The 16,685-nt window shown below is 71.3% G+C and carries 12 protein-coding genes; 3 read left to right on the forward strand and 9 right to left on the reverse strand.

The genetic code is table 11. From position 1 onward, the window contains the following. Window positions 1-40: 40 nt before the first annotated feature. The 3 genes from ABZ267_RS24730 to ABZ267_RS24740 form a co-directional block, all read right to left on the reverse strand. Window positions 41-1,633: a cation acetate symporter gene (locus tag ABZ267_RS24730; RefSeq protein WP_356749109.1), complete on the reverse strand. Its 1,593-nt coding sequence runs from the start codon at window positions 1,631-1,633 to the stop codon at window positions 41-43. Further along, window positions 1,630-2,112: a DUF485 domain-containing protein gene (locus ABZ267_RS24735; RefSeq protein WP_356749247.1), complete on the reverse strand. Its 483-nt coding sequence runs from the start codon at window positions 2,110-2,112 to the stop codon at window positions 1,630-1,632. The genes ABZ267_RS24730 and ABZ267_RS24735 overlap by 4 nt, the downstream gene beginning before the upstream one ends. Before the next feature lie 218 nt (window positions 2,113-2,330). Further along, a complete protein-coding gene (locus tag ABZ267_RS24740; RefSeq protein ID WP_356749111.1) occupies window positions 2,331-4,457 on the reverse strand; it encodes a DNA topoisomerase IV subunit B in 2,127 nt (708 codons plus the stop codon). Between the two features lie 447 nt (window positions 4,458-4,904). Between ABZ267_RS24740 and ABZ267_RS24745 the strand changes: the two genes are divergently transcribed. Next, window positions 4,905-5,135, forward strand: a complete 231-nt coding sequence (locus ABZ267_RS24745) for a hypothetical protein (RefSeq protein ID WP_018516290.1) — start codon at window positions 4,905-4,907, stop codon at window positions 5,133-5,135. A 120-nt stretch (window positions 5,136-5,255) separates the two neighbouring features. Here ABZ267_RS24745 and ABZ267_RS24750 read toward each other — a convergent pair whose 3' ends face one another. From ABZ267_RS24750 to ABZ267_RS24775, 6 genes are all read right to left on the reverse strand, one after another. Then, window positions 5,256-6,086 carry a serine protease gene (locus ABZ267_RS24750; protein WP_356749113.1) on the reverse strand — a complete coding sequence of 277 codons (831 nt, stop codon included), beginning with the start codon at window positions 6,084-6,086 and terminating at the stop codon, window positions 5,256-5,258. Between the two features lie 137 nt (window positions 6,087-6,223). Then, a complete protein-coding gene (locus ABZ267_RS24755; protein ID WP_018516292.1) occupies window positions 6,224-7,771 on the reverse strand; it encodes an RNA polymerase sigma factor in 1,548 nt (515 codons plus the stop codon). A 573-nt stretch (window positions 7,772-8,344) separates the two neighbouring features. After that, the gene (locus ABZ267_RS24760; RefSeq protein ID WP_356749115.1) at window positions 8,345-9,235 is read right to left on the reverse strand and encodes a FadR/GntR family transcriptional regulator; all 891 of its coding nucleotides are present in this window, start codon (window positions 9,233-9,235) and stop codon (window positions 8,345-8,347) included. Window positions 9,236-9,395: 160 nt separating this feature from the next. Beyond that, the gene (locus tag ABZ267_RS24765; protein ID WP_356749117.1) at window positions 9,396-11,132 is read right to left on the reverse strand and encodes an ATP-binding cassette domain-containing protein; all 1,737 of its coding nucleotides are present in this window, start codon (window positions 11,130-11,132) and stop codon (window positions 9,396-9,398) included. Window positions 11,133-11,277: 145 nt separating this feature from the next. Next, entirely contained in the window at window positions 11,278-12,021 is a 744-nt protein-coding gene (locus ABZ267_RS24770) for an NUDIX domain-containing protein (protein ID WP_356749119.1), read from the reverse strand. A gap of 139 nt (window positions 12,022-12,160) precedes the next feature. After that, entirely contained in the window at window positions 12,161-13,534 is a 1,374-nt protein-coding gene (locus ABZ267_RS24775) for a DUF4192 domain-containing protein (RefSeq protein ID WP_356749121.1), read from the reverse strand. Window positions 13,535-13,644: 110 nt separating this feature from the next. Between ABZ267_RS24775 and ABZ267_RS24780 the strand changes: the two genes are divergently transcribed. Both ABZ267_RS24780 and ABZ267_RS24785 read left to right on the forward strand, forming a co-directional pair. Continuing rightward, the gene (locus ABZ267_RS24780) at window positions 13,645-15,816 is read left to right on the forward strand and encodes a RecQ family ATP-dependent DNA helicase (protein ID WP_356749122.1); all 2,172 of its coding nucleotides are present in this window, start codon (window positions 13,645-13,647) and stop codon (window positions 15,814-15,816) included. A 215-nt stretch (window positions 15,817-16,031) separates the two neighbouring features. Beyond that, window positions 16,032-16,682, forward strand: coding sequence for a hypothetical protein (locus ABZ267_RS24785; protein ID WP_356749124.1), 651 nt, complete (start codon window positions 16,032-16,034; stop codon window positions 16,680-16,682). Window positions 16,683-16,685: the final 3 nt, after the last annotated feature.

Below are 16,685 nucleotides of genomic sequence, written 5' to 3' on the forward strand. Positions count from 1 at the left end.
TTTCAGAGCCTGGCCCGGGCCCGTTTCAGGCCGCCCCCGCTCACGCCGCTCCCGCCCCCGTCAGCGCCCGGACCTCGCTCTCGGCGTGCTTCGCCTCGTCCGGCTTCTCGCGCGAGGTGACCGTGCCGAGCCAGCCCGCCAGGAAGCCGAGCGGGATCGAGACCAGCCCCGGGTTCTCCAGCGGGAAGAGCTGGAAGTCGACGCCCGGGAACAGGGACGTGGCGCTGCCCGAGACGACCGGTGAGACCAGGACCAGGACGACGGCCGGGACGAGGCCTCCGTACACCGCCCAGACCGCGCCACGGGTCGTGAAGTTCCGCCAGAACAGCGAGTAGAGCAGCGCCGGCAGGTTGGCCGACGCGGCCACCGCGAAGGCGAGGCCGACGAGGAAGGCCACGTTGAGGTTCTGGGCGAGGAGGCCGAGCGCGATGGCGACCGCGCCGATGACGGCGGCGGCGACCCGGGCGACGGCCACTTCGCCGTACTGCTTGCGGCCCGGACGGCGGAGCGAGGCGTAGAGGTCGTGGGCGACGGAGGCCGAGGAGGCCAGCGTGATACCTGCGACGACGGCGAGGATCGTGGCGAAGGCGATGGCGGCGACCATGGCGAAGAGAACCGTTCCGCCGGTGGAACCCTCGCCGCCACCGAGGTTGAGGGCCAGCAGCGGTACGGCGGTGTTGCCGGCGGCGTTCGAGGAGCGGACCTCGGCGGAGCCGACCAGAGCGGCGGCGCCGAAGCCGAGCACGATCGTCATCAGGTAGAAGCTGCCGATGAGGCCGATGGACCAGACGACGGACCGGCGCGCGGCGCGAGCGGTGGGCACGGTGTAGAAGCGCGCCAGGATGTGCGGCAGTCCCGCCGTGCCCAGGACGAGGGCCACACCGAGGCTGATGAAGTCGCAGCGCGCGGTCCAGTCACCGCCGTACCGCAGGCCGGGTACGAGGAAGTCCTTGCCGTGGCCGCTGCGTTCGGCCGCGGTGTTGAGCAGGCTGTTGACGTCACCGCGGAAGTGGACCAGGACGAGCACGGTGAGCGCGACCGCTCCGCCCATCAGCAGTACGGCCTTGACGATCTGGATCCAGGTGGTGGCGCGCATCCCGCCGAAGGAGACGTAGATGACCATCAGCGCGCCGACACCGACCACGGTCCACGTGCGGGCCGCCTCGCTCGTCCCGCCGAGCAGCAGGGCCACCAGGGAGCCCGCGCCTACCATCTGCGCGACCAGGTAGAGCACGGAGACGGTGACGGAGGAGGTGCCGAGCGCGGTACGGACCGGGCGCTCGGCCATCCGGGCGGCGACCACGTCGGCGAGGGTGTACCGGCCGCAGTTGCGGACGAGTTCGGCGACCAGCAGCAGGACCACCAGCCAGGCGACCAGGAAGCCGACCGAGTAGAGCATGCCGTCGTAGCCGAAGAGGGCGATCAGTCCGGAGATGCCGAGGAAGGAGGCGGCCGACATGTAGTCGCCGGCGATGGCGAATCCGTTCTCCATCGGCGAGAAGAGGCGTCCGCCGGCGTAGAACTCCTCGGCGGAGCCCTGCCGGTTGCGGCTGGCCCAGGTGGTGATGAAGAGCGTCACCGCGATGAACGCACAGAACAGCAGCAGGGCGAGTGTCTGGTGGTCGCCTCTCAACGTCCTCGCCCTCCCGTCGCCTGCCGTGCGGCTCCTCGCGTCAACTCCTGCGTGTCCCACCGCAGATCGAGCGCGGCCCGGTCCCTGCGCAGCCGCGCGTGGCGTGCGTACGCCCAGGTCAGGAGGAAGGTGGTGAGGAACTGGCCGAGGCCCGCCACCATCGCCACGTTGACCGCGCCGACGACCGGACGGGCCATCAACGCGGGCGCGGTGGTGGCCGCGACGACGTACGCGAGGTACCAGAGGAGGAAGGCGAGCGCGGCGGGCGCCACGAAGCGTCGGTAGCGGCGGCGCACCTCGCGGAAGGCCTCGCTCCGGTGCACTTCCAGGTAGATCTCGGCCGCGCCGGGCCGGGGTTCCGGCTCTCCGGGGCCGGGCGCGCCGTCCACCGCCGCGCCTTCCGCCTCGTCCCAGCCCGCGCCTTCCGCCTCGTCCCAGCCCGCGGCCGACGCCTCGTCCCACGGGTCGTCGAGCCGCACTCCCGCGGCCGCCGGCCCTGCTTCCTTCTCCACCGGGCAACTCCCTTGTCCACGGACCTTTTCGGCCGCGTGGCCCACGATGAGTGGTGGCGGAAGCTCGCGGGCGGGCCATTCGCCCGAATTCACCTCTTCAGGTGACAGAAGTCCCGAACGCAAGCGGGCCCCCGCCCTTCCGGTCATCCGGGAAGGCGGGGGCCTCAAAGAGCTGATACGGCTCCTTACGCGTCGATGCGCGAGCGGTCCAGGGTCGCGGCCGAGCTGGTGATGAACTCCTTGCGCGGCGCGACCTCGTTGCCCATCAGGAGGTCGAAGACCTGCTCGGAGGATTCCAGGTCCCCGATGTTGATCCGGCGCAGCGTGCGATGGCGCGGGTCCATGGTGGTCTCGGCCAGCTGGTCGGCGTCCATCTCACCGAGGCCCTTGTAGCGCTGGATGGACTCCTTGATCCGGACGTTCCTGCGCTGGAACTCCAGCAGCGTCTGGCGCAGCTCGTTGTCCGAGTACGTGTACACGTACTTGTCCTGGCCCTTCTTGGGCTGGACCAGCTCGATCCGGTGCAGCGGCGGCACGGCGGCGAAGACCCGTCCGGCCTCGACCATCGGGCGCATGTAGCGCTGGAAGAGGGTCAGCAGCAGGGTACGGATGTGGGAGCCGTCCACATCGGCGTCGGTCATCATGATCACCTTGCCGTACCGCGCGGCGTCGATGTCGAAGGTCCGGCCGGACCCGGCTCCTATGACCTGGATGATGGCGCCGCACTCGGCGTTCTTCAGCATGTCCGAGACGGACGACTTCTGGACGTTGAGGATCTTGCCGCGGATCGGCAGGAGCGCCTGGAACTCGCTGTTCCGCGCCAGCTTGGCGGTGCCGAGCGCCGAGTCGCCCTCGACGATGAACAGTTCGCTGCGCTCGACGTCGTCGCTGCGGCAGTCGGCGAGCTTGGCCGGCAGCGAGGAGGACTCCAGCGCGGTCTTGCGGCGCTGGGCGTCCTTGTGCTGGCGGGCCGCGATCCGCGTACGGGCGGCGGCGACGGCCTTCTCCAGGACCGCGCGGGCCTGCGCCTTGGCGTCCCGCTTGGTGGAGGTCAGGAACGCCTTCAGCTCCTTGGCGACCACGGCCGCGACGATCCGGTTGGCCGCCGAGGTGCCGAGCACCTCCTTGGTCTGGCCCTCGAACTGCGGCTCCGCCAGCCGTACGGTCACGACGGCGGTGAGCCCTTCCAGCGCGTCATCCTTCACCACGTCGTCCTCGGCGACCCGGAGCAGCTTCTGCGAGCGGAGCGCCTCGTTCACCGTCCTGGTCAGCGAGCGCTCGAAACCGCTGACGTGGGTGCCGCCCTTGGGGGTGGCGATGATGTTGACGAAGGAGCGGACGGTGGTGTCGTAGCCGGTGCCCCAGCGCAGCGCGATGTCGACGCCGAGCTCGCGGGTGACCTCGGTCGCGGTCATGTGGCCGCGGTCGTCGAGGACCGGGACGGTCTCCTTGAAGATGCCGGTGCCGGTCAGCCGCTGGACGTCGCAGACGGCCTTGTCCTGCGCCAGGTACTCGCAGAACTCGCTGATGCCGCCGTCGAAGCGGAACGTCTCCTCCGTCTTGCCCTCGCCGTCGAGACCGCGCTCGTCGCGGACCACGATGGTGAGGCCGGGGACGAGGAAGGCGGTCTGGCGGGCCCGCTGGTGGAGGGTCTCCAGGTTGAGCTTGGCGTCCTTGAGGAAGATCTGCCGGTCGGCCCAGTACCTGACCCGGGTACCGGTACGGGTCTTCGGGACCCGCTTGCCCTTACGGAGGCCGTTGGCCGGGTCGAAGGGGCTGTCGGGGCCCTGCTCGGTGAACATGCCGGGGACGCCGCGGCGGAAGCTGATGGAGTGGGTCGCGCTGTTGCGGTCGACCTCGACGTCGAGACGGGCGGAGAGGGCGTTGACCACGGAGGCGCCGACGCCGTGGAGGCCGCCGGAGGCGGCGTAGGAGCCGCCACCGAACTTGCCGCCGGCGTGCAGCTTGGTCATGACGACCTCGATGCCGGAGAGGCCGGTCTTGGGCTCGACGTCCACGGGGATGCCGCGTCCGTTGTCCCGGACCTCCACGGAGGCGTCGTCGTGGAGGATGACCTCGATCAGGTCGCAGTGACCGCCCAGGGCCTCGTCGACGGAGTTGTCGATGATCTCCCAGAGGCAGTGCATGAGGCCACGGCTGTCGGTGGACCCGATGTACATCCCGGGGCGCTTGCGGACCGCCTCAAGTCCTTCGAGGACGAGAAGGTGCCGCGCGGTGTAGTTGGAGCTGTCCCGGTCGCCGCCTGCTGCGGTCAGCATCGCGGTGGACGGCACGGACGTTTCGGCGGTCACGCGGTTCGCTCCTCGCTGAATTTCATCTGGGCCCTTGGTGGGTATCACGGTCGGCTTCGGTTGCCGCTGAGAGCCTACAGAGGCCTGGTAGAGCGGTTGTAACGCCACCCTCGGGGAATCCTCATGCTAGACGAGCTTCATCCGGGCTCGCATGGATGTTCGATCATTCGTCGGAGTGACGTGCACATCACGTTCCCTTCGAGGCATGAACCATTTAGGCTCCGGGCACGTCCTGATGAACACACCGGCAAGCCGGCCGGCGGGACCCATCCCCAAGACAAGCAATGCGAAACCGTAGCGCTCCGCATACGGCACATTCGCCGCCAACCGGCAACTGACAGCCATCCCGAGAAGAAGTTTCGAAGAAAAGCCACGAGCGGGAACGTTTTCGGCCTGGTTGGATGTTGACCCTGGTACGACAGCTCGTCGAGCTAGAGAAGAGGCGACGTGACTACTGTTCTGACCCCCGCGAGCCCGCTGACCGCAGCAGACCGCTGTGACCGTTGCGGCGCCCAGGCTTATCTGCGCGTCGTCCTGATCAGCGGCGGTGAACTGCTCTTCTGCGCCCACCACGGGCGCAAGTTCGAGCCGGAACTCAAGAAGATCGCCGCGGAAATACAGGATGAGACGGATCGGCTCACCGCCGTGCAGGCGACCGCCGACGAGGACCAACACTGACACCTCGCATCCACGACGAGCCAGGGGCCGGTCCAGGACCGGCCGACGGGCGGCACCCCCACCGGGGGCGCCGCCCGTTCTCGTGTCCTCCCACAGGCCTCCACGGCCCGGTTCAGCCGCTCAGATGCGGCCCTCGGCCCACTTCACGGCGGCCGAGACCCGGGTGTACACACCGGGGCTGCCGACGCGTCCGCAGCCGCTGCCCCACGACACCAGGCCGATGAGCCGCCCACGGGCCACCAGCGGCCCGCCGCTGTCTCCCTGGCACGCGTCCCGCCCGCCCCTGGGATCGCCCGCACAGAGCATCCCTGAGGCGTCGTACGTGCCCTCCCTGCCGCCCGGGTAGGCCCGCGCGCACTCGGCGTCCGGCAGGACCTGGACGCGGGCGGAGCGCAGCACGGAGGCGTACGTACCGGCTCCGGTCGTGTCGCCCCACCCGTAGACCGCCGCGCCCGTCCCGGCCCGGTACGCCTCGTCCCCGGCCCGGGCCATCGGGATGACGCCGCTCCTCGGCAGCGCGCGGGCCAGGGTCAGCACCGCGAGGTCTCCGGCGTTGGTGCCGGGGTCGTACGCCGGATTGACCCAGACCGTCCGGACCGGGATCTCCTGACCGGCGGTGTCACCCAGCCGGTCCCTCCCGGCGATGACGCGCAGGTCCCGCACCCGGCTGACCGGTCCGCCGAGCGCCTCTTCACCCAGACAGTGGGCGACCGTCAGGATCTTCGTGGGCGCCACGGCGACGCCGCCGCAGAACTGGCCCGAGCGCGCTCCGCCGAACCGCTCACGGCTCGACAGGGCCACCGCCCACGGGCTGTCCGCCACGGGGGTCGGCTGTCCGCCGACGACGACGCTGTCGGCGGCGGCCGGGAGCGGGGCCGCGAGAGGCGCCACTGCGGCCGCGGCGGTCAGGGCGAGGAACCCGGCCAGGGCACGGACGACGGGACGGGGCATGAAGGCTCCTGACACTGAGGTGGCAACGATCCACCCAGCGTGATCCAGCCCGTCCGCCTCCGCACCCGCGGACACGCCGGAGGGCCCGGATCCCCTGGGATCCGGGCCCTCCGCCGGTGAATCTTCCGCCCTGTGTTCTAGTCCAGGTAGTCGCGCAGGACCTGCGAACGGGACGGGTGGCGGAGCTTCGACATCGTCTTCGACTCGATCTGACGGATGCGCTCACGCGTCACGCCGTAGACCTTGCCGATCTCGTCCAGCGTCTTCGGCTGGCCGTCGGTGAGACCGAAGCGCATCGAGACCACGCCGGCCTCACGCTCGGAGAGCGTGTCGAGCACCGAGTGCAGCTGCTCCTGGAGGAGCGTGAAGCTCACCGCGTCCGCCGGGACGACGGCCTCGGAGTCCTCGATCAGGTCACCGAACTCGCTGTCGCCGTCCTCGCCGAGCGGGGTGTGCAGCGAGATCGGCTCGCGACCGTACTTCTGGACCTCGATGACCTTCTCCGGGGTCATGTCGAGCTCCTTGGCCAGCTCCTCCGGGGTGGGCTCACGGCCCAGGTCCTGGAGCATCTGGCGCTGGACGCGCGCGAGCTTGTTGATGACCTCGACCATGTGCACCGGGATACGGATGGTGCGGGCCTGGTCGGCCATGGCGCGGGTGATCGCCTGACGGATCCACCAGGTGGCGTACGTGGAGAACTTGTAGCCCTTGGTGTAGTCGAACTTCTCGACCGCGCGGATCAGACCGAGGTTGCCCTCCTGGATCAGGTCCAGGAAGAGCATGCCGCGGCCGGTGTAGCGCTTGGCCAGCGAGACCACCAGGCGGAGGTTGGCCTCCAGGAGGTGGTTCTTGGCGCGGCGGCCGTCCTCGGCGATGATCTCCAGCTCGCGCTTGAGCTTCGGCGCGAGCTTGTCGGCGTTGGCGAGCTTGTCCTCGGCGAAGAGACCGGCCTCGATGCGCTTGGCGAGCTCGACCTCCTGCTCGGCGTTGAGGAGCGGGACCTTGCCGATCTGCTTGAGGTAGTCCTTGACCGGGTCGGCGGTGGCGCCGGCGACGGCGACCTGCTGGGCAGGCGCGTCGTCCTCGTCGTCGTCGGAGAGGACGAAGCCCTTGTTCTCGCCCTCGCCCTCCTCTTCCTCGCCCTTGCCGGCCTTGACCTCTTCGACGGCCTCGTCACCGTCGAGCAGCTCGTCGTCCTGCTTGCCGGACTTCTTCGCCGCTGTCTTCTTGGCCGCCGTCTTCTTCACGGCGGTCTTCTTGGCAGCCGTCTTCTTGGCTGCCGCCTTCTTCGCGGGGGCGGCCGCGACGGCGTCGTCGGCCACCGCGTCCGCACTCTCGGCCGCCGGGGCGGCGGTGGCCGCGACGGTCCTCGTCACGGTGGTCTTCGCCGCGACAGTCTTGGTGGCGGTGCGCTTGACCGGGCTCTTCGCTGCGACGCTCTTGCGGGCGCGCTTCGGCGACTCCGCGGCACTGACCATCAGCGTCACACCCTCTTCCTCGAGGATCTGGTTGAGGCTGCGCAGAACATTCTTCCACTGGGTTGGCGGAATCTGGTCAGCCTCGAAGGCCCGACGCACGTCATCGCCGGCGATCTGCCCATCAGCCTTTCCCCGCTCGATGAGCGCCATCACAGACTCGGACTCGGCGATCTCCGGCGGGAGCGTACGGGATGTGCTGGCCGACACGAACAACCTCTCGGAACGATGGAAACGGCTTCCGGCCCTGCCCTGGAGAGGGCTGGAACCGACGACCGTCGACTGGGGATGTCGCCGACGGCGCGGGTTTGGCCTCAGAACTGAACAGCGCACCCTAGGGCGGCTGTATTCCTTCCGCGGCGGTCACCTCTTAAGTCATCGCGCTGCTTCGAGGAGTGTTACGCCCAATCCGCGTGGCCCGAGTCACACCTCATTCGCGACAAACCGTGCCGGGGCGGGCATCTCCTCACAATAGTGCCGCCGGACCCGTGCGATCCGGCGGCACAGGGCCTGTCGTCAGACTGCCGTCGTCGCCCGGAGGGCGGCCGCGCGGCCGATGGTGCGTGCGATCGCAAGGCGCCGGAACGGTCTCGGATGGGGCCTCCCCTGCTCGAACGTAGTTGAGAGCTTGGGGAAGGAGCTACTTGGCCATGTCGGCAACGCCGGAGGCGGTTCCCCCTGCTCAAGCGAAGCCGAGAGTATGGGGAGTGCGTGCCATGCGCCGCGCGGCAGGCGGCAGTCTGACGACAGGCCCTAGGCCTGTCCACCCCGGCCGAGGACCGGTCAGTTCTGCTCGCGAGGCGCGGGAACGACGCGCTCCACGTCGGGGTGGACGACGAGCAGTTGGCGCATGGCCGCCTCGGCGCCCGCGGAGTCGCCCGACGCCAGGGCGTCGGCGATGCGCGCGTGGTGGGCGAGCGAGGCGTCGCCCGGGCGGTCACAGCCGGTGACCGGGCCGCCGGAGACGTGCAGCGCGGCCGAGACGATGCCGGAGAGGTGTTCGAGCATCCGGTTGCCCGCGGCCTGGATGAGGAGGGCGTGGAACTCGGCGTCGGCGCGGGAGAACGTGATCGCGTCCCCTTGGCCCATCGCGTGTCCCATGATCTCCACCATGTCGCCGAGGCGCTGCTGGAGGTCCTCGCGGCCGTGCCCGGCTGCGAGGCGGGCGGCGAGGGGCTCGATGGTCCAGCGCAGCTCGGCCAGCTCGCGGCGCTGGTCGTCGCGCTGCGGGCCGAAGGCCCGCCACTCGATGATGTCGGGGTCCAGCAGGTTCCAGTCGCTGACCGGACGGACCCGCGTACCCACATTGGGACGCGCGCTGACCAGCCCCTTGGCCTCCAGGACGCGCAGGGACTCGCGTACGACGGTGCGGGAGACCTCGAAACGCTGGCCGATCTCCTCGGGAACGAGCGGGCGGTCCGCGCCGAGGTCGCCGGAGACGATCATCTGGCCCAGCTGCTGGACGAGTTGGCCGTGCAGACCGCGTCCGCGGCTGGCCGCGCCCCGTCGGCTCGCCCGCCCCAACTCGGAATCGGAACCGCCCCAGGGCCGGGCCGCGGCGCGCTCGCCGGCCGGCGCCTCCGTATAGGGATAGCGGTCGAGTTCGCCCGAGCCGGCCAGGCCGGAATCGGCGGAGCGGGCGGCGGTCATCATGGTGTGCGCAAGGGTACTCACGCATCCTTTGTCGGCGCGGCTCGTCCACCCCTTGAGGTCTTTGGTGAAAAGCACACGAAAGGGTGATCGGCGCCCGCGCCGCAATTGACGCCATATACGCATGAACCAGGCATTTCCTAGGGAGTTACGAGCTCCTCTCCTCGCCGCCGGACCGCCGTGATCACCAACGCACCTTTCCGCGAAGGCTGGTGAACAGATACGCACAGATCAGGGCGGACAACGACAGGGTGAGCGCCGCTCCCACGGGCTGCGCGACCACCCGCGCGACGGCCAGGACCCAGCGGTCGGCCTCCTGCGGCAGCTGCCACCAGGCCAGTTCGCGCAGCCTGCCCGGAAGTCCGGTGACCGAACGCGCGGACGGGGCCTCGAACACCTTCTGCACCAGCGGAACCACCAGCACCGGAACAGCCAGTACGGCGGCGATCCCGGCCCCGGCCACCCGGAAGACTCCCGCTGCCAGCAGCCCTGCCCAGGCGCAGCCCACCGCCAGGCATGCCCAACTCGCGCCGAGCGCCACGGCATTGGCCGGAACGATGATCAACTCCGGCCCGTAGAAGAGCCGGAGGCTCTGCGCGCCGCAGACCACGGTGAGCGTGGCCAGCAGAAGGGCGAAGCCCGCGGTCACCGTCAGCTTGGCCACCAGCAGGCCGATCCTCCGTGGCACGGTGCCGCGTCCGGCGGCGAGCGCCGGGTAGCGGAACTCGTCGCCGAAGGAGAGCGCGCCCAGGATGCCCGCGCCCAGGGCGGCGGGCGGCAGCGGCAGCAGCTCGGGCCAGGCGGCGAGTGCGCGCGGCAGGGGCGTGGAGCCGGTGCGGGCGAGCAGGACGGAGAGCGCGGCGGAGACGAGGAGTACGGACGCCATGATCACGGTCGTCGTCCGTACGCCGAGGGAGCGCCGCAGCTCGTAGCGGAGCGGGCGCAGCGGGCCGCGGGCCGGGCGGGCGCGGATCGGCGGCGGCAGTTCGGAGAGGGCGGCGGCGGAGGGCTGCCGGGCCTCACTGGTGTGCGGCGGTGGGGCGGCGGGGCCGGTGTCGCCGATCTCGTCGGCGAGTTGGTGGACCGGGACGCCGTGCCGGAAGGCGGTGTCCCCGACCTCGGCGCAGGTGGAGCCGTACACGGTGAGCCGTCCGTTCGGCTCGGGGACCACCTCGACCGAGCGCTGTGCGGCGCGGGCCTCTCTGCTGACGACCGCGGCGAGCCGGGCCGCATGCGGGGTGCGGACGGCGACGCGGGGACGGAGGCGGGTGCGGGCGAAGTCGGCGACCTCCTGGTCCGCGACGAGCCGACCGCCGTCGACGGTGACGACGTGATCGGCGGTGCGGGCGGCCTCCTTGGGGTCGGCGGTGGCGTACAGGACCGTTCCGCCCTGCGCCGCGTGGGCGCGCAGCAGCCCGTACAACCAGCTGTTCTCGCGCGGGGAGAGGCCCTCCGCCGGTTCGTCCAGGACGAGGGTGTGCGGGTCGCCGAGCAGGGCGGAGGCGAGACCGAGGCGGCGGTCCATCCCCACCGACAGAGTGCCGAGCCGCTGGTCGCCGAGCCCGGCGAGGCCCACGACTTCGAGCATCTCGTCGGCTCGGGTCGCGGGCGTTCCGGCGGCGGCGCAGAGCATCCGGAGCTGGCCACGAGCCGTACGGGACGGATGCCCCGGTACGTCACCGAGCAGGACGCCCACCTCGCGGGCCGGGTGGGCGATGCGGTGCAGCGGCCGGCCGCGGAAGTAGGCGACGCCTCGGCCGGAGTCGAGTTCGAGCATGAGCCGCAGGGCCGCGGTCTTGCCGGAACCGGGGGCGCCGAGCAGAGCGGTGACACGGCCGGGCGGAGCCTCGAAGGTCAGGTCGTCCACGGCGGGAGGAGCGTCGCGACGGGGGGTGCTGGTGAGTCCGATGGCCTGGAGCATCGCTTCTCTCGCGTTCTCTCACGGAAGGTGAGACCGCTCGGCGGCAGAGGGGTACCGCAGCAACATAACGCGACATTTCCGACTTTTCGTGCAGCAGTGGACCCGCGGGTGTTCCGCATCGCTCGGGTCGCCACGGAACCCGCCGTCAGACCTCCGGCCGCAGCATCGGCGGATTGAGCACGGTGGCCGCACCGGCCCGGAACAGCTGCGCGGGCCGGCCGCCCTGCCGTGTGGTGGTTCCGCCGGACGGCACCAGGAATCCGGGAGTGCCGGTGACCTTGCGGTGGAAGTTACGGGGGTCGAGGACCACACCCCACACCGCTTCGTACACCCGGCGCAGCTCTCCGACCGTGAACTCCGGCGGGCAGAACGCCGTGGCCAGCGAGGAGTACTCGATCTTGGAGCGGGCGCGCTCCACGCCGTCGGCGAGGATCCGCGCGTGGTCGAAGGCGAGCGGCGTTGCCTGCTCACCCTCCCTGAGCAGATCCTCCACGGGCGCCCAGCGCGCGCTGTGGGCGTCACCGCCGGCCCGTGGCGCGGGCAGATCCGGCGCGAGGGCGAGGTGGGCGACGCTGACGACCCGCATCCGGGGGTCCCGTGCCGGGTCCCCGTAGGTGGCCAGCTGCTCGAGATGCGCACCGTTGCCGACGGCCGGCCTCGCCGGATCGTGGGCGCACAGCCCCGTCTCCTCGACGAGCTCACGCGCCGCCGCGGATCCGAGATCCTCGTCGGCCCGGACGAAACCGCCGGGCAGCGCCCACCGGCCCTGGAACGGGGTCTCCCCACGGCGGACCACCAGCGCACAGAGCGCGTGACGGCGCACCGTGAGCACGACCAGGTCCACGGTGACGGCGAAGGGCGGGAAGGTCGACGGGTCGTAGGGCGGCATGCCGCGATCATAGTCGTCTGCCTGACGATAAACACTCCCTTCGGGTACTCCGGTGATCAGAGGAATCCTGTGTGCGGGCGGGGTGTGGAGGGAGCCGGAAACGCGCCGCCGCCCTGCGCACCCCGCAGCCCCGCCGACCTCAGCGCCGCGTCCCCGTGCCCCGCCTGCCGTATCGCCTGACATCGCGCACCCGGCGTCCTGCCGGCGCTCCGGGGCCGGTCCGGGCGGTGGCCACCGCCGGTGTGCGCCCCGGCGGGTTCGTGGTCCGGTGGCCGCTTCCGCGTCGCCGTGACCGGTTCGTCGCCGGCCTGACGCTGCGGACATGCAGGGCGGGGGCCCTGGCGGGACCGGTTCCCGGCTCCTCCGCGTCCGGGACCGCCGTATCGGAGCCCGTGGCGTCGCCGCGCAGGCAGCGGCGCAGGGTCTCCGGGTCCAGGCCCTCGTTGCAGGCCCGGTGCAGCAGCTGCGCGAACGTGTACTCCGGGTCCGCGCGGAGCGCCATGGACAGTGCGACCCGTGCGGCGGGCTCGTCGCCGGTGGACCAGGAGACCCAGCCCGCCAGGGTCAGCGGAGCCGCCGCGTGCTCGCCGAACGGACCGACGCAGCGGCGGGCGAGCGTCCGCCAGAGCCTCAGCGCGTGGTGGCCGTCGGGGCCTTCCATCCAGGCCGCAGCCTTGTCACGGGTCTCCCGGTCCTGAAGGCCGAGGATGACGGCGGCGGCCTCGTCCTCGGTGATCAGCTGGTCGTCCCGGAAGTCGGAGACGGCTTCCGGAGCGGACAGCGCCTTCCCTAGGCGGTCCATGAGTGCGTGGGCGAGCGTGAGGGTCTCCTTCGCCACCCGGGCCTTCGCGTGCTCGTCCAGGATCCTCGGCACCAGCGACGCCGCGGCCCGGTCCAGCGCCTGGAGCTGCGCGGATGCCTCGTCCGGCTTGTGCCAGGGCGCGAGGCGCGCCTCCATCTCGCGCAGCGTCCCGCGTACCTGGATTCCCGCGTAGGTCGCCGCCGCGGCCATCACCGTCGTACCGGGCAGGGCCAGAGACTTTCCCTCGTGCGGGCAGCACCGGGTGTCGGGGCAGCAGTAGGACCAGTACCGGCCGTCCGAGATGCAGAGCGCTTCGAGCACGGGCACGTCGAGCGCCCCGCACGCCGTACGCAGGCTCTGCGCGAGCGGCCGCAGGCGCTCCATGGTCGCAGGGCCGCTCGCACCGTCCGGCGAGTCCTGGCAGAGGAAGATCACGATCGCGTCGGGCCGGTCGCCGCGCCGCTCGCTGCCGGAGATCAGGCTCTCCGCCAGCTGCTCGGCGACCGGCCCCCACTCACCGGGCGCTCGCGGAATGCCGAGCCGGAGGCGGCCGCCGAACCGGCCCCGGCCGCCGTGCAGGGCCACCATCACGACGCTGTCGTCGGGATGGAAGCCCATCAGATACGGAAGGGCGTCGGCGAGTTCGGCGGGGCCGCGCAGGGTGATCTGCTGACCGTCGGAGGAGCCGGTGGATTCCTGGTGCTTGTTCATGGCTCGACGGTCCCGCGCGCCGCCGGATCCCGCGACCCCTGTGGATAACGTTATCCACAGGCTCGCCACGCCGTTCGCGGTTTGTGGTCGTCATCGGGTTGCATGGGGGGATGACCAACGCAGATCGCGCAGCACTCAGGGCTTCGGCCGACTCCGTCCTCGCCCGCCTCATCGGGGATGCCACGGGTGAGGCCCGGCTGCGTGAGGACCAGTGGCTGGCGATCGAGGCGCTCGTCGCCGACAAGCGTCGGGCGCTGGTCGTGCAGCGCACCGGATGGGGCAAGTCCGCCGTCTACTTCGTGGCGACCTCTCTGCTGCGCGCGCAGGGCAGCGGCCCGACCGTGATCGTCTCGCCGCTGCTGGCGCTGATGCGCAACCAGGTCGCGGCGGCCGCGCGGGCGGGGATCAGCGCCCGCACGATCAATTCGTCCAACACGGAGGAGTGGGAGAGCGTCCAGGACGAAGTGGCGGCCGGTGAGGTCGACGTCCTCCTCGTCTCCCCCGAGCGGCTGAACAATCCCGATTTCCGGGACCAGGTGCTGCCCCGGCTCTCCGCCGCGACCGGGCTTCTGGTGGTCGACGAGGCGCACTGCATCTCCGACTGGGGTCACGACTTCCGCCCGGACTACCGACGGCTGCGGACCATGCTCGCCGATCTCCCGGCCGGCGTGCCGGTGCTGGCCACCACCGCCACGGCGAACGCGCGCGTGACGGCGGACGTGGCGGAACAGCTGGGGACAGGCGCCGGCACGGACGCGCTGGTCCTTCGTGGTCCGCTGGACCGGGAGAGCCTGAGCCTCGGCGTGCTGCAGCTCCCCAACGCCGCGCACCGGCTGGCCTGGCTGGGCGACCACCTCGGAGAGCTGCCCGGTTCCGGGATCATCTATACGCTGACGGTCGCGGCGGCCGAGGAGGTCACGGCCTATCTGCGGCAGAACGGGCATCCGGTGGCCTCCTACACCGGCCGGACGGAGAACGCGGACCGCCAGCAGGCCGAGGACGACCTGCTGGCCAACCGTGTCAAGGCGCTGGTCGCCACCTCCGCGCTGGGCATGGGGTTCGACAAGCCCGACCTCGGCTTCGTCGTGCACCTGGGTTCGCCCTCCTCCCCCATCGCGTACTACCAGCAGGTCGGCCGCGCGGGGCGCGGGGTCGAGCACGCCGAGGTGCTGCTGCTCCCCGGCAAGGAGGACGAGGCGATCTGGCAGTACTTCGCCTCGGTCGCCTTCCCTCCCGAGGAGCAGGTGCGCCGCACCCTCGACGCTCTGGCCGGCTCGGAACGGCCGCTCTCCCTGCCCGCGCTGGAGCCCCTGGTCGATCTTCGGCGGACGCGCCTGGAGACGATGCTCAAGGTGCTGGACGTCGACGGCGCGGTGAAGCGGGTCAAGGGCGGCTGGATCTCCACCGGCAAGCCGTGGGTCTACGACTCCGAGCGCTACGCCTGGGTCGCCAGGCAGCGGGCCGCCGAGCAGCAGGCCATGCGGGACTACGCCACCACGACGGCATGCCGGATGGAGTTCCTGCGACTGCGGCTGGACGACGAGGAAGCCACCGCGTGCGGGCGCTGTGACAACTGCGCGGGCGCCCGCTTCGACGACAAGGTCTCCACCGCGGCTCTGGACGGTGCTCGCAGCGAGCTGGGCCGGCCGGGGGTGGAGGTGGCGCCCCGCAAGATGTGGCCCACCGGTCTGTCCGCGGTGGGCGTCGACCTCAAGGGACGTATCCCCGCCGGTGAAGTCTCCTCTCCCGGACGGGCGCTCGGCCGTCTCTCCGATATCGGCTGGGGCAACCGGCTGCGCCCCATGCTGGCGGCACAGGCACCGGACGCGCCGGTGCCCGACGATGTCACGGACGCCGTGGTCACCGTGCTCGCGGACTGGGCCAAGGGTCCCGGCGGCTGGGCCTCCGGTGCAGCCGACGCCGCTCCCAGGCCGGTCGGTGTGGTCACCGTCGCCTCTCGCCACCGGCCGCAACTGGTGGAGTCCCTCGGCCGGCGCATCGCCGAGATCGGCCGCATGCCCCTGCTCGGGACGGTGACATACGCGCCGGGCACCGGGGATCTGACGATGTCGCAGACCAACAGCGCACAGCGGGTGCGGGCCCTGCACGAGGCGCTGACCGTCGAGCCGGAGCTGGCACAGGCGCTGGAGTCCGCCGGCGGTCCGGTCCTACTCGTGGACGACCTGTCCGACACCGGCTGGACGCTGGCCGTCGCCGCGCGGCTGCTGCGGCGGGCCGGAGCTCAGGGGGTATGTCCGCTGGTCCTCGCGGTTCAGGGGTGACGGGAGGCGTCATCCGGCCGGAGCTGGGCAGGGATATCAGTAGCATTCCGGCCGATACCCGTCAGCGTCGTCAATTGCTCGTTGCCGCCCGCCGGTGCGCCAGGAAGAATTGGTACCGCTCCCCGCACAGTTCTCGTCGGGCCCGGAAGGGCTGTGCCGCGGCGCGCCCTCACCCGACCCTGCCCGCACCGTGGGCGCGTAGCGAAGGGAGGACCATGACCTTCGGATTCGCCCCGTCCTCAGCCACTTCGATAGCGGCGTTCTCGACCCCACCAGGTGCCGCGGACTCCGTCAACCGCCTTGCCCGGCTGCTCGAACCCGCCGAGTGGGCCTCTGCGGGCATACCGCTGCTGAGCAATCCGCGCGAGGTCGTCAGCGGGCTGCACTCCCGCCACCGGCCGACGCCGGCCACCGCCGTGGTCGCGGTCCTCGATCACGAGGAACGGCTCACGGCGAGCGCCTCGTTCACGCGCCGGGACAGCGCGGCGGCGGACGGCTGGGACTTCCGCAACGCTCTGCTCGCGCAGCTGCGGCGGGTCATCCCGCACGATCTGCGCCGCCGTACTCCGGTGCGTACAGCCGTACTTCTCTACTGCCGTGACGGCGACGAGCGGTGGACGGAGGAGGACGGCGCGTGGATGTGGGGGCTGCGAGACGCGTGCACGTTGCACGGGTTGCGGTGCGGTGCGTACATCACGCTGACCGGCGGCGGCTGGCAGGTGCTCGGGGAAGGGCGGGGCGGACGGCGGCCCAGCTCGCTGTCGCCGCCGGCCCCGCTGGCCGACCTCGTCGCCGAGCAGCAGCCCGCGCTGACGCGGACCGGCGGCGGCTCGGCCGAGGCGCTGCGCCGCTCGGCCGCCCGGTGAGCG

The sequence above is a fragment of the Streptomyces sp. NPDC006174 genome, assembly GCF_040614075.1.
Lineage (GTDB): Bacteria > Actinomycetota > Actinomycetes > Streptomycetales > Streptomycetaceae > Streptomyces.